Annotated in this window: 13 protein-coding genes; 6 read left to right on the top strand and 7 right to left on the bottom strand. The window is 67.1% G+C overall.

Features of this window, described 5'->3' with window-relative positions:
• Nucleotides 1–50: 50 nt before the first annotated feature.
• On the top strand, nt 51–932 hold the full coding sequence (locus ACWFRF_RS02185; protein ID WP_452448543.1) for a DODA-type extradiol aromatic ring-opening family dioxygenase: 882 nt from the start codon (nt 51–53) through the stop codon (nt 930–932).
• Nucleotides 933–1,008: 76 nt separating this feature from the next.
• On the top strand, nt 1,009–1,944 hold the full coding sequence (locus tag ACWFRF_RS02180; protein ID WP_452448542.1) for an NADP-dependent oxidoreductase: 936 nt from the start codon (nt 1,009–1,011) through the stop codon (nt 1,942–1,944).
• A 125-nt stretch (nt 1,945–2,069) separates the two neighbouring features.
• Here the strand turns inward: ACWFRF_RS02180 and ACWFRF_RS02175 are convergent, their stop codons facing one another.
• The 3 genes from ACWFRF_RS02175 to ACWFRF_RS02165 all read right to left on the bottom strand — a co-directional run bounded on the left by ACWFRF_RS02175 (nt 2,070) and on the right by ACWFRF_RS02165 (nt 4,232).
• On the bottom strand, nt 2,070–2,567 hold the full coding sequence (locus ACWFRF_RS02175) for a DUF6764 family protein (protein WP_452448541.1): 498 nt from the start codon (nt 2,565–2,567) through the stop codon (nt 2,070–2,072).
• Between the two features lie 257 nt (nt 2,568–2,824).
• Nucleotides 2,825–3,622 (bottom strand): SDR family NAD(P)-dependent oxidoreductase, encoded by a 798-nt coding sequence (locus ACWFRF_RS02170; RefSeq protein WP_452448540.1) that lies wholly within the window; start codon nt 3,620–3,622, stop codon nt 2,825–2,827.
• Nucleotides 3,623–3,662: 40 nt separating this feature from the next.
• Complete coding sequence (locus ACWFRF_RS02165; protein ID WP_452448539.1) at nt 3,663–4,232, bottom strand: hypothetical protein; 570 nt, start codon at nt 4,230–4,232, stop codon at nt 3,663–3,665.
• A gap of 84 nt (nt 4,233–4,316) precedes the next feature.
• On the opposite strand from ACWFRF_RS02165, the gene ACWFRF_RS02160 reads away from it, so the two are divergent.
• Nucleotides 4,317–4,883: a TetR/AcrR family transcriptional regulator gene (locus tag ACWFRF_RS02160; protein WP_452448538.1), complete on the top strand. Its 567-nt coding sequence runs from the start codon at nt 4,317–4,319 to the stop codon at nt 4,881–4,883.
• Nucleotides 4,884–4,937: 54 nt separating this feature from the next.
• On the opposite strand, the gene ACWFRF_RS02155 is transcribed toward ACWFRF_RS02160, so the two are convergent.
• Entirely contained in the window at nt 4,938–5,597 is a 660-nt protein-coding gene (locus tag ACWFRF_RS02155) for a hypothetical protein (RefSeq protein WP_452448537.1), read from the bottom strand.
• 246 nt (nt 5,598–5,843) lie between these two features.
• Here ACWFRF_RS02155 and ACWFRF_RS02150 point away from each other — a divergent pair, with 246 nt between their 5' ends.
• Nucleotides 5,844–6,752 (top strand): hypothetical protein, encoded by a 909-nt coding sequence (locus tag ACWFRF_RS02150; RefSeq protein ID WP_452448536.1) that lies wholly within the window; start codon nt 5,844–5,846, stop codon nt 6,750–6,752.
• Between the two features lie 44 nt (nt 6,753–6,796).
• On the opposite strand, the gene ACWFRF_RS02145 is transcribed toward ACWFRF_RS02150, so the two are convergent.
• Nucleotides 6,797–7,708 carry an alpha/beta hydrolase family protein gene (locus ACWFRF_RS02145; protein ID WP_452448535.1) on the bottom strand — a complete coding sequence of 304 codons (912 nt, stop codon included), beginning with the start codon at nt 7,706–7,708 and terminating at the stop codon, nt 6,797–6,799.
• An 86-nt stretch (nt 7,709–7,794) separates the two neighbouring features.
• Complete coding sequence (locus tag ACWFRF_RS02140) at nt 7,795–9,906, bottom strand: acyltransferase family protein (RefSeq protein WP_452448534.1); 2,112 nt, start codon at nt 9,904–9,906, stop codon at nt 7,795–7,797.
• A gap of 280 nt (nt 9,907–10,186) precedes the next feature.
• Here ACWFRF_RS02140 and ACWFRF_RS02135 point away from each other — a divergent pair, with 280 nt between their 5' ends.
• Both ACWFRF_RS02135 and ACWFRF_RS02130 read left to right on the top strand, forming a co-directional pair.
• Entirely contained in the window at nt 10,187–10,777 is a 591-nt protein-coding gene (locus tag ACWFRF_RS02135; protein WP_452448533.1) for a hypothetical protein, read from the top strand.
• Between the two features lie 191 nt (nt 10,778–10,968).
• The gene (locus ACWFRF_RS02130; RefSeq protein ID WP_452448532.1) at nt 10,969–11,481 is read left to right on the top strand and encodes a hypothetical protein; all 513 of its coding nucleotides are present in this window, start codon (nt 10,969–10,971) and stop codon (nt 11,479–11,481) included.
• A gap of 333 nt (nt 11,482–11,814) precedes the next feature.
• Here the strand turns inward: ACWFRF_RS02130 and ACWFRF_RS02125 are convergent, their stop codons facing one another.
• Complete coding sequence (locus tag ACWFRF_RS02125) at nt 11,815–12,426, bottom strand: hypothetical protein (protein WP_452448531.1); 612 nt, start codon at nt 12,424–12,426, stop codon at nt 11,815–11,817.
• Between the last annotated feature and the right edge of the window lie 8 nt (nt 12,427–12,434).

Here is a 12,434-nt window from a genome sequence, read left to right as displayed (position 1 = left end):
GCCTAGGCAAGTGAAAATACTTTCCAGGGCAACTTGAGGAGCTGATATTGATGACAACCAGCCGCCGCCTCTCCGCGAACGGCCGAGCTTCGGGCAAGCCTGCTGCCGCCTACGCGGAGCTCCTCGCCCGTGTTATGCCACAGGCGCGCGAACAACTCCTGTGGAGTCCGGCCGACGGGCCGCTGCCGAGCCTGTTCGTCAGCCACGGTGCCCCGTTCACCCTCGACGATCCGCAGTGGCTCGGCGACCTCTTCGCCTGGGCTCAGTCGATGCCCAAACCCCGTGGCATCGTTGTTGTTTCGGCCCACTGGGAACAAGCACCAGCCGCGGTCACCGCGGCCGTGGCAGGCACTCCGCTCTACTACGACTTCAGCGGCTTCGACCCCCACTACAAGACCCTTCCCTACGCGACCCCGGACGCCACCGACCTCGCCCGCCGAATCGCCGGTCTGCTGGGCCCTGCGCCCGTGCACGAATTCGCTGACCGCGGCTTGGACCACGGCGCCTTCATCCCCCTCATGGCCATGTACCCCGCTGCCGATGTCCCGGTCGTACAGCTCTCGATGCCCGGCCTCGATCCCCGCGTGCTCCTCGAACTCGGCGCACGCCTGCGGCCCCTACGCGAAGAAGGCATTCTCGTGCTCGGCTCGGGCTTCATGACGCACAGCTTCGCCGTCTTCCGCCATCCTGAGCTCGTCGCCGAGACAGCAGCTTTCGATGAGTGGGCAGTCGATGCTCTCGCCCGCGGTGACGTCGATGCGCTGGCTGATCACCGGAGGAAGGCGCCCGGTGCCGCGGTTGCCCACCCGACGGCCGAACACTTCGTTCCGCTGCTGCTCACTGTCGGTGCCGCTGCGGACCCCGCCAGTGCGGTGAGCGCCATCGACCGCCTGGTCATGGGCAATTCCATCCGCTCGGTCCAGCTGACCTGAGCCGGTTCGGCTTTCCCTTCCCACTCGATCGCCTCATCCCGCGGCGACGAGATCGCACACCCTGGAGGACAGTTTCATGAAGGCAATCCGTTTCCACGAGTTCGGCGCCAGCGAAGTCCTACGCTACGAAGACATCGAACGTCCTGTCCCCGCGCCGGGGCAGGTACTCGTCCAGGTCGTCGCTACTTCGTTCAACCCGGTCGACGACCACATCCGCGCCGGGCATCTGGCGCAGATGCTCCCGATCGTGCTGCCGTACGTGCCGGGCATCGACCTGGCGGGCACCGTCGTCGAACTCGGCGCGGACGTGACGGGCCTGGCGGTCGGTGACCGGGTCGTGGCGATGTTGCCCCTCGACTCCGCGGGCGGCGCAGCCGAATTCGCGCTGGTTCCCGCCGAGTCCCTGGCCGCGGCACCGCAGTCGATCGAGTTGACGGACGCCGCGGCGCTGCCGCTGACCGGCCTCGCCGCCTGGCAGTTGGCGTTCGAGCTCGCCGAGCTGAAGCCGGGTCAGACGGTCCTGGTCAACGGGGCGGGGGGTGCGGTGGGCAGCCTGGTGGTGCAGCTCGCTGTCGATGCGGGAGCACGGGTAACCGCGGTGGACGCGCCGGAGCACGCGGACCGGCTCGGCGGCTACGGCGCAGTCCGGGTCGAAGGCCCGCTCAGCCTCGCCGACGGTCCGGACGCGGTGGGTGGTCCGTTCCAGGTGGTGGTGAACCATGTGCGCGTTTCCCCCGAGGAACTCGCACAGTTGACGAACTATGTCGCCGACGGCGGGATCGCCGTCAGCTCGGCAGGCCCCATTCCCGAAGACGCCGCCCGCGGGGTCCGCAGCGAGAGTCTCTGGGTCCGTAGCGACGGGGCCCAACTGAGCGAGCTGGTCGCCAAAGTGGACGCCGGCAAGCTCCGCCTCCACATCGCCGACCGTCGCCCGGTCGCAGAGCTGGCCGAGGTACACGCGGACGCGGGCGCCGGTCGACTGACCGGGAAGATCGTCGTGCTCGCCCCCTGATCGCACCCGACCGAGGTAAGGCGCTTCCCGCTCGAGCGGGAAGCGCCTCCGCATCGAGGGTCGGGCGAGCTCGCCGTCGGCCAGGTGGAATGCAAGATCGTTTAGGGTCTTGCCGGATCGGGGCGTCAGCCCATCGACACGCATCCCTGCAGGGTCTGGAAGTCACCTGCGAATCCGGGCCCGCCCGCACAGGTGGGTGTCGAGGTCCCGGTGACAGTCACCGTGGCTCCGGGTCCGGCGATGCCGATGGACAGTCCCGGCCGCACGCCGGTGACAACCGCCAGTGCACCCGGCCCCACCGCGATCGCGGCCGGTCCGGACAGGTACTGCGATGCCGAGGCGGCCGCGCCGCCGTTCGCCGCGATCGCGAGCGACAGGCTGATGGGGGCGGCGTCGGCGTCGGCGTTGCCGTCGAGTCCGTATGCCGCGGCCGCCCCCATGGCCTCGCTTTCCGCGGCGCAGGACGCACCCTCCTCGCCCGCCTGGGCCGTGGTAGCGCCGGGGGCCGGACAGGCCGCGACCGGCGCGGCATTCGCTGTCGGGCCGCCGACCAGAGCCGACAGTGAAACCGCACCCGCACCTACCAATAGGGCCGCGGCGCGCCTAGCAGTGAAGCTGAACATCGGGGTCACCCTCGCTCTCGATCGTGTCGCTCGTACCCGGCAACCCGCGAGGCTGCCCGGTCGAGCTGAAATCTGAGTTGGACAACCTTCAGCTTACGCACCTAATGATGCAAATTCGATGCACTCGGTTACTTTTACGTTCGTAGGACGGGCGAGACCGTTGAGCAGCCGCGGCAGCGTCGAGGTGCCCGTACAGGTGGGCTCCGAGATCGGCCGGGCGGCCACGCCGCCGCTGAACACGACGAGCGAGCGAGGGCTCAGCCGTTCTTGAAGGGGTTGAGGGTCTTTCCGGCGAGGTAGCCCAGTCGGATGGGCAGGGGCTTCATGGCGACGGCGGAAATCTTGTTGACGATGCCCGGGATGCACACGGGTTTGCCTTTCATCACCGCGGCCCAGCCTTCGGTGACGACAGCTTCGGGCTGCTGCCAGAGGATCCGGGGTAACTGGTCGGCTGCGTCGCGAGTGCCCATGACGTCGTGGAATTCGGTGCGGGTGAAGCCGGGGCACAGCGCGGTTACATGGATGCCGTGGGGCTTGAGTTCCATGTCGAGGGCTTGCGAAGTGTTGAGGACGTAGGACTTGATGCCGGTGTAGAGCAGGCCGGCGCCGGGCGGGGCGAACGCCGCGACCGAGGACAGGTTGATGATCCGGCCCCAGCGGCGCTCCTTCATGCCGGGGATGACCAGGTGAGCGAGTTCGGTCGGGGCGGTCACCATCAGCTGGATCTCCGCGGCCAGGGCGTCCCATGGGGTGTCGGCGAACGCGGTCTTGCCCGACAGACCCGCGTTGTTGATCAGGACGTCGACGTCCAAGCCCTGCTGGGCGGCGTAGTCGAGGATCGCGGCGGGTGCGGCGGGGTCGGTGAGATCGGCGGCGAACACCTCGCAGCGCACCGCGTGACGTTCGGTCAGCTGCGTGGCGAGCTCCTGTAGCCGGTCGGCGCGGCGGGCGACGAGCAGCAGCTGGTAGCCGCTGGCGGCCAGGTGGTGGGCAAACGCCGCGCCGATGCCGGCGGACGCGCCGGTGATCAGGGCGGTGCGGGGGGAGGTGGTCATGGGTCCTTCGTTTCGGATGGGGCCGACAGGTGGGCGGTGTTCAGGCAGGTGGGCCGGGCAGCTCGCGAGGACCGGGTGTGAAGTCACGGCGGGCTTTGCCGATGTCGCCCCGGTAGGAGCCGACCGGGCCGGTCAGCAGGAAGGGGCGGGGTACGCGGCGCTGAGCGTCGGTGAATCCCCAGGTGCCCATGCCCAGATAGACGCCGGGCGCGGCACGCCGCACCTCGTCCACCATATGGAGCGACCCGCACATCGAGGTGTAGGCGCGATAGATGAGCGTGTAGGCCGCAGCGCCGTCGTAGCGGGACGGCGCCAACAGTGTGCGCATCGGGTAGCGCTGCCGGACCCGGCCGAACTCGCTGAAAGTGTTGTAGCCGCGCCCGCTGTTCTCGTCGACGGGCCGGAATGCCTTGCACAGCCATGGACCGAGCGGGTTGGCCACGGCCACCTTTCCGGTCGCCACGGCGAACAGGTTCGGCTGCGCCAGCAGGGCGGCGGTGTATTCACCGTCGATCTCGCTGATCGTGGGGGCTTCGAGGGTGGTGAACAGGGCAAGCAGGCCGCTGGTGTTCAGGCGGCGCAGCTCCGCGGTCACGGCTTCGGTGCCCACAGGGAACTCCACTTCTCTCGACTTCTTGAATGGTCCTCAAGAAGATAGCGCGTTCTTGAGGACCATTCAAGATAAAGTGATGGGGTGCCCAGGAATCGACGCCCGCAGGATCGCGAGGAGAAGCGCGCGGAGATCATCGCTGCCGCGCAGCGCCTGTTCATCGACGACGGCTACGAGTCGGCGCCCATGGGGCAGATCGCCAAGAGCGCAGGAGTCACCGTCAATACGGTCTACTGGTACTTCCGGGACAAGGACGAGCTGCTCATCGCCGTCCTGGATCGCCTCCTGGCCGAAGCGCTCGCGACCTATGCGTCGGTCGACGGCCTGCCGCTCAACGGCCGGCTGCTGTGGGTGGTCGACCAGCTGGAACGGCTACACGGGCTCGTCAACACCGTGCACACCCGCGCCCCGGCCTCTCCCGCCATCGGCACCTGGCACGCCGGGTTCCACCAACTGGCTGACGCCCTGTTCGCCGACGACCTCCGCAGGGCAGGCGCTGCCGAGGCCGACCTCGCAGCCATGACCGCCATCGGGACCTTCGTCATCGAAGGCCTCCTCACCCATCAGCGCGACGACGCGGGCAAGCGAGCCGTCATCGACCTGCTCGTCCACAGCCTCACCGCCGCCCCCCGCCGAACCGGGACAAGCTGACCGGCAGTCGTCGAGATCGGGTGTTACGAACGGATCTTGTGCCCCCCGACCTGCTCAACCTGGAGGCTGCCAAAATCTCCCAGGCTGCATATGCCCAGGACGAGGCTGTTGGAAGGTATCCATCACCAATCGGATCGCGGCAACGACGGCACCCGGACCGTGTTCAGGCCTGCTGTCGAAGTCTTCGTATCGCACTGCGGCCGACCCGTGGACGATCAGTTCTTCGGTGTCCGCCGGATAGAAGCCATAGCCCACTCCGTCGGTGAGTTCGGTGTACGGATGACGACTGGAGTAGGCCGTAGCGAGAACGCCCGGGTGGGGAGAGCGCACCAGACCGCTGGCCGCCGCACGGTTGATCAGTGCTTCCAGTGCCGATTCGATCTCGAAGTCGGGGGTGCGGAAACCGAGCAGGTCGGCCCAGTCCGGAAACGTCGACTGGCGTAGCTGCAACGCCGCCGGTGCGCCGACAACCCATGCTTGCGCCCACTCGTCGATCGCCGGATCGATGACGAATTCCCAACTCCGCGCATCGAATTCCTCGTGTGCTCGCCGCGCACGCCGGGAGTCCTCGGCGTAGTAGGCCTCTCGAAACGCCGCAGTCGAGCGGTCGACAATCGGGGAATTGCTGTGCAGCGCCCTGTCCCGATCGTCCCAGCGCCGCACAGGAGCGATGCGCGCCAACGAGAGTTCGTAACCGGACGGCTCCTGCTTCATACACGCACAGTACCGATGTTCAATTTCCGCGGAGGGCTGCAGCGAACGAGCACCAGCAGTCTCAACGGCTATTTATCCGCAACGGCATATTTCCGTGAGTGAGTGAGCTGGTCCATCGATCCGATCAGGGGGACGTGCGCGCGTCCTTCGCGGCGCGGCGCGGGGCTTGACAGGGGCGCCGGACACGGCTTTGACTGACTTGGAAATAGGTTCCACCTCCTACGACAATGCTCTGAGAGGTCGACGATGGGTACCACGCGGATAGCGAGCCCGGGGCATCGGCGCGGATCGTCCGCCCGCCGCGGAGTCATCTCGGTTCTGGCACTGATCGGTGCGTGCCTGCTCTCCTTGACGGCTACCCAGACCGTCTCAGGGCAACCCATGGCAAACACCTCCGACACCGGATTCGCGATCCCCTTCGCCGGTGCGCCCGCCTACGAACACGTCGCACCACCGCTGATGACGAGTCCGGAGCAGCTCAACCAGCCGCTCGGTCAGGCATTGGCCGACACGATCGCCGGTCAGGTGGGTCTCGACAGAGCCGACGCGCTGACCGAGCAGCAATATCGTGACCTCAGCACCGGCGGCGGCGTCGGCGGCAGCCGCGAGGCGGCCGAGGTGATCGTCGCCTGCGTCGAGATCCTCACCAATACGGTCGGCCGCCCTCTCTATTCCGAGGTCAACGGGCAGCGCACGCCCTCGGTGCTGGCCAGCTACGGACTGTATGTGAACCCCGGTGGGCTGTTGGAGAGCCCGGCCAACGTGGACGCGCCGACCAGACAGGTGAACACCTTGCTCGCGCCCGGCGGTTACGTCGGAACGTGGTTGCGCGACAACGGCGCGTTGCGCACTCTGGTCGCGCTCTACCGGTCGGCCTACACGGTGCAAGCTGCCTACGGCTTCGCGGCACAACAGATTTCGGGCGCGGCGCAGCTGGTGACCAACACCAAGGGGGGCGTGAGCGCCGAGGTCGGCATGTCGATGGCCCCGCCGCTGTGGATTGTGAACTTCGCGCTGATCTACATCTTGAACCCGGCCCTGGCGGCGGAGATGCCGGCCTACTGGGCTCCCATACCCCCGCAGGTCGCCGACGCCATCACAGCGAGCCCGACCGGCCAGGTCCCTTTCGGCGACTATGCGGTCTACTTCGAGTGACGTGGTCAGCACCACGGTGTGCCGGCGATCGTGCGAGCGGAGCGTCAGTTGATGGTGCCGACGTAGCCGATGATGGTGTCGCGCGCTGTGTTCCATGCAGCAGACTCGGCGTCGGCGAATTCACCGTGTCCGGTACCACGCAGGATTCGTAGGTCGGCGATGCCGCCGGCGCGAGTGACAGCTTCGACGTAGCGGTGACTTTGTAGCGGCGCCACAACTCGGTCGTTCTCGCCGTGTAATGCGGTGATGCGCGTGTCGTTCGCCGGGAGGCGGTGAATGGGGGAGGCGTTGCGGTAGCGGTCGGGTACCTCCGCCGGCGTACCGTCGAGGAGCTTCGGGACGAACGAATCCTGGCTCTCGGTGACGGCCAGATCCAAGTCGAGTACCGCCGCCATGAGGGTGAGACTGCGGATGCGAATCGCGGGATGTCTCGGTGGTTCGGCCGATCGGTGTCCGGCGGTCCAGGCGGCGAGGTGGCCGCCGGCCGAGTGCCCGGCGAGGTGAACCCGCTGTAGGTCGAGCAGGTTACCGAGGCGTGGTGCGACGATGTGTGCCAGCGCGTCGACGGCGTCGTCGACATCGGTGAGTGTGACCGGCCATCCGCCACCGCCGTTCACTCGGCGATACTCGATGTTCCACACGGCGACGCCGTCGCCTGCCAGCGCACGGGCATGGGCGTCGAATTGCGCGAGGGTCCGGTTCTGCGCCCATCCGCCGCCGTGGATCAGCACCACCACGGGCAGTAGCGTGTTCGATACTGGTGGCAGGTAGAGGTCGCCGAATGTCTCCGGTGAGTTTCCGTAGTTGATGCGCATCGGGGATGGCGGAATCGCCGATGCTTCCACAGCGATCGTCTCGGCCGGTACCGACAGATCCGTGGCGCGATATCCCAGGGCGAGGATGAACACCGCGAGCACACCGAGACCGGCAATGCGACGCTTGCCTCCGTGTGCCATTGGTAGATCTCCTCTCGATATCTGCTCCGTATCGTTCCCGCTGTCGGTGAACGACGAGATGGGGCGGTCGGATCCAGCGGCGTTCCTCACCACCACCCGAGTATCGGTTGCAGCTCCCGTCCGAGTGGTCCGGCCAGGGATCGGGAGTAGCTCGCGGTCAGGTGGTGTTCGTCGTGATAGATCAGGATGTTGCCTTCGGCTACCGCGCAGAGCGTGGGTTCGCAGACCGCGTCCGTCAGGTCGATCGGGAAGACGCTGGGAAACGCCGAGGCGGGTTCCAGTCCTGGGTTGACCGGGTCGAGCGCGTCCTCGCGGCGCATGCCGCAGCTGGTTCGGTTCCCGCCGCCTGCCAAGCAATCGGTGGCCTTGTATCGGACGGTTCCGCGGCGCAGCCAGGGGGTGTCGCGGATGGCGACCACGTTGAGACCACGGTCCGACAGCGCCGCCCAGACGTGGAGATAGTCGGCGGGCGTCTCGTCGCCGCCCTCGTCGCGGGGCCGGGTACCGGTGGTGAACACCCAGTCGGGGCGGTCGGCATCGAGGCGGTCGATCACTTCGGCCGACCAGTCCCGGCAGTCCGGGATGGGCTCGCCCTTGTAGGTGGCGTCGTCGGCGAGCGTGAGCGGGCAGCCCATCTTCAAGTACACCTGGATGCGGAACGAGTGTTCGGTGGCGAGCACCTGGAGCGCGGGCAGCCAGTGTTCGGCATGGGAGCTCCCGACGAGTGCCAGTGTCCGATCAGCATCCGGGTCGCCATAGGTACAGGTGACGACGTCGCGGGTGTCCCAGTCCGCGATACATCCGTCCGCCGTGGGCGGGGGGACTTCGGTGGGCGCGGCGAAGACGGTGGGTTGCATCGGCTCGTCGGGTGTCGCAGCGCCGGAGGCCAGCGCCTCCGCACCCGGGTACAGTGCCGGGTCGAGCTCCCCGGCCGCGACCGGTGGCTTGACCTGGACCACTGCGAACTGCCAACCGGCGGTGACGGTGATGGTCGCCGCCAGCAACACCGCGACCGCGGACGCGACGAGGTGCCGCGATCGTGCGTCCCCGGCATCGTTGCTGTCGGCTGGTGAAGTGCGCTGCCGCAGTGGCTGTTCGATCCAGCGGTGTGTCATCCAGGCCAGCACAACAGACAGCCCGATCACCCCGGTGCCGCCCACGAGACCGGCGTGGGTGTTCCCGCGTTCGGTGAGGAAGAAGATCAGGATCGGCCAGTGCCACAGGTACAGGGGATAGGCGATATCGCCGAGCCACCGCATGGCCGGATGCGCCAGTAGCCGGTTCGGTAACGGCCAGTCGGCGAACCGCAGCTGGGTCACCGAGAGGATCACCGCAGCCGTCGCGCAGACAGGGAGCAGGGCCGCGGGGCCGGGAAACCGGTTGGCGCCGTCGATGATGAGCCACCCGCACACCACGACACCGAGAACACCGAACACCGACAGCGCGACGCGCACCTGTCGCCACAACATCAGCGTCGGCGCGACGACGGCGAGCCCGGCGCCGACCAGCAACTCCCACCCACGCGCGAAGCTGTCGTAGTAGTTCCACCCCTGGTTCGTGGCGACGCCGTAGGCCGCGTAGACGAACGAGGTCACCGACACCGCGACCACGACAGCGCCGATGGTCGCGCGAATCCGACCAGGTCGTGAGAGCCGCGCGCACAACCAGGCGACAGCCGCGACCGTCAGCAGCGCGGCCAGATAGAACTGCCCCTGCACCGACATCGACCACAGATGTTGCAGCGGACTGACCGAAGGATCGGCGGCCAGGTAGTCCGACCAGGTCAGGGCGAGCTGCCAGTTCTGGTAGTAGAACAGCGAGGACAGAACCTGCGCCGCCGCCGTCGACCATTGTGTATACGGCAGCAACACCACCGTCGCGACGACGACCGCCGCCAGCACGACCGTCATGGCCGGGACGAGCCGCCGCAGAGTGCGGCGCACGACCGACCAAGCCCAGAACGGCTCCGGCGACTCCGCTCGGCGCAGCAGCAAGCCCGTGAAGAAGAACCCCGAAAGCACCAGGAAGACGTCTACACCCCCGGAAACACGACCGAACCACACATGAAAGACGACGACCAACGCGATCGCGAGACCCCGCAACCCGTCCAGATCGAAGCGGTGCTCCAACTCTCGGTTGGTTCGCGTTGCCGTGCCGAGACGAGTCTGCTCGGTCGAATCGGCGTCAACATCGGTCACAGCGCCTGACACCGCCTTGCGGACCTCACATCGGGTACAGGCGAGCCGGTTCTCCGGAGAACGGACGATGACGAGGACATGACAACTCTCCTACCACGGACGAAACCGCCAGGTCCATTCGCCGGCGCTCGCTTTGAGCCGGGGGCCATGCCATCGGGCGTCGATATTCGCGGCGATCGTGGTGGCGGTAGGTCGCCGAACGGATAGTGGTTCGGTAAACATGATCTGAATTCCACTCGGGCAGTTATGGTCTGGGTGCCGTCGTCATGAAGGGACGTCCATGGACACCACCGACCGAACGACACCCGATCAACACTCCTGGGTCCGCCGGAATCGGTGGATCGTCATCGCGAGCGCGGTCGGCGCGGTGATCGGGTTGACGTTGGCCGGTGGTGGCCTCCAGCACCTGAAACCGCTGTTCGGTATCGAGAGCGATTCGGTACGGTTGACCGAACCCGATGCCCTGCAGGGTCTTCCGCGCCTCGCCGGTCCCGAAATTCAGCGCGAGGCCGCGACTGTCAAGAGCACCTACGGTGCGGACGTCGACTCGGTGGTCGCCGCTTACGGCGCCTCCAGCGAGCAGCCCGAGCTGATGGTCCATGTGGTGGCCGCGTCTTTGAAGAACCCCGAGACCAACCTCGACCGGCTGTTGACCGACACGCTCGGCACCACGCCCCGAGACGTGACGAGGGTCGACGCGGGCCCGTTGGGCGGTATCGCCCAGTGCGCCACTGCCGAAACCGTTCAGGGCGCGACGGCCCTGTGCTCGTGGGTGGCCGGCAACAGTTTCGGCAAGATCGTATGGGTGGGCGCCTCACTAGCTGACGCGACGCGCGAATTCGAGCACATCCGGGGCCAGTTCGAGAGCTGATGTCCGGCCGAACTGCCAGTCGGCGCGCGAGTTCGGCCACAGCGTCATCTCCGCGCTGCGGTGGTCTACCAATCTTGTTGAGTCGACTCGGAACGTCGCTGGCTTCGTGCGACGGGTTACCGTCCAGCACTACGTTCGGCGGCGTGCCGTCGGCGTCGGTCAGAGCGATAGCTTTGGTTGTGCTTACGGTGATGATGAACGACCGGGCGACGAGGGTGCTCGGTGTTCGGGGCGGATTCGGCGGCCTGGACCCAGACGAGGGCTTGGCGGCCGGTCTGCGGAAGAGGGTGGACGGTGGGATCGAATGCCGCGGCGAGGTGGTGTGCTGGTGTCCTGTTCCCGCGCACGCTGACAACGCGCCGGGGCAGGCCGTCGATCTGACTGGCTGGGAATGTACTCATACCAGCTTCCATCTCGAAGACTTTGTGCCCGTTGAGGCTACGTACGCCGAAGGGCCGATCGTCAGCGTCGACGCGCAGCGAACCCTGCTTCGGCAGGGGATCGCACTGGCGCGGGAGGTCGGGCGACTGGCTGGTGAACTAGACGCGTCGATTCCGCTGCGATGCATCATCGCGACCAACGAAACCAACGGTACGTTCCGGTTTCACAAGATCCGGCTCGATGAAAGCTGGCTGGCCGACGACCTCGACGGTTACAACGGTGAATGCGTAGTTGCTATCGACTTTCCCTCGACTCACCCTTGATCTGTGAGCCTCTGTGCGTGAACGGCAGCCCGTTCGGGTTGGCGACAAACGACACGGCTGTGTGTACCCAATCCCGGAACAAGCCAAAGATCAACGCACGGCGTCCAGTACCCGGGTCCGCCATCCGTTTGGGTCGCTCTCCAGCACGGTGGCGTAGGTAAGTCACCTGTGCGGACACCGACGCGCTTCCGATGGTCGACGCGATCCGTCTACGCCTGTCCGATTGGCGCTCTGGTCAGTACCCGGCTATCCGTTGACCGGGTATCTGACCACAACGACTCGGCTGGTCAGAACGCCCGGCCGCGGGATACCGCGGCCGGGAGCGTCGGTAGATCAGGGCTGGCCGCTGACGGCGGCGGTGACGGCGTCGAGGAAGGGCTGGCCGCCCATGGCGTAGCCGCCGGCGATGGCGCCCAGGACCAGGCCGACGGGGCCGGTGATGATGCTGAGGAAGCCGAAGCCGAGGACCGTGCCGATGAGGCCGCCGAGGATGCCGCCCGCGACGACGCCGACCACGTTGCGGTTGATCTCGTTCGTCAGCTGGGACATGGGGCTGATGGCCTGCATCTCGCCGATTCCGGTGGCGCTCGCCTGCGGGGCGAGGACGAGGTGATGGCCGTTGTCGGAGATCGTTTGCGCCACCCGCATCTCCTTGCCGGAGATCTGGTAGGTGAGCGGGATACGGGTGACGACGGCGCCGGAGTCGGCGACAAGGGTGACCGCGGTGTTGTCGTCGGTGGTGGTGAACGTGCCGCCGGCGACGGTGGTGGTCAGCACCCGGGAGAACTCGGTGAGGGTGGCCTCGTAGTGCACGGACTGGTCGACCCCGGATGTGGTGACCTCAGGGCGCGGCGGTGCGACCGGCTGCGCGGCGGCGGTCCCCGCGGTGATCCAGACGGCGGCGCCGACCAGGAGCGTGGCAGCAGGGAAGTAACCGAGTTTCATCAGGGAAT

It is taken from the genome of Nocardia sp. NPDC055165 (assembly GCF_053606985.1).
The sequence above is the reverse complement of the archived record's forward strand: the minus strand, read 5'-3'. Positions and strand labels throughout refer to the sequence as shown.

Excerpts from the sequence above, each read along its gene's own strand:
- ACWFRF_RS02185 (WP_452448543.1), top strand. The coding sequence starts at position 51 with ATGACAACCAGCCGCCGCCTCTCCGCGAACGGCCGAGCTTCGGGCAAG.
- ACWFRF_RS02180 (WP_452448542.1), top strand. The coding sequence starts at position 1,009 with ATGAAGGCAATCCGTTTCCACGAGTTCGGCGCCAGCGAAGTCCTACGC.
- ACWFRF_RS02175 (WP_452448541.1), bottom strand. The coding sequence starts at position 2,567 with ATGTTCAGCTTCACTGCTAGGCGCGCCGCGGCCCTATTGGTAGGTGCG.
- ACWFRF_RS02170 (WP_452448540.1), bottom strand. The coding sequence starts at position 3,622 with ATGACCACCTCCCCCCGCACCGCCCTGATCACCGGCGCGTCCGCCGGC.
- ACWFRF_RS02155 (WP_452448537.1), bottom strand. The coding sequence starts at position 5,597 with ATGAAGCAGGAGCCGTCCGGTTACGAACTCTCGTTGGCGCGCATCGCT.
- ACWFRF_RS02150 (WP_452448536.1), top strand. The coding sequence starts at position 5,844 with ATGGGTACCACGCGGATAGCGAGCCCGGGGCATCGGCGCGGATCGTCC.
- ACWFRF_RS02145 (WP_452448535.1), bottom strand. The coding sequence starts at position 7,708 with ATGGCACACGGAGGCAAGCGTCGCATTGCCGGTCTCGGTGTGCTCGCG.
- ACWFRF_RS02135 (WP_452448533.1), top strand. The coding sequence starts at position 10,187 with ATGGACACCACCGACCGAACGACACCCGATCAACACTCCTGGGTCCGC.
- ACWFRF_RS02130 (WP_452448532.1), top strand. The coding sequence starts at position 10,969 with ATGATGAACGACCGGGCGACGAGGGTGCTCGGTGTTCGGGGCGGATTC.
- ACWFRF_RS02125 (WP_452448531.1), bottom strand. The coding sequence starts at position 12,426 with ATGAAACTCGGTTACTTCCCTGCTGCCACGCTCCTGGTCGGCGCCGCC.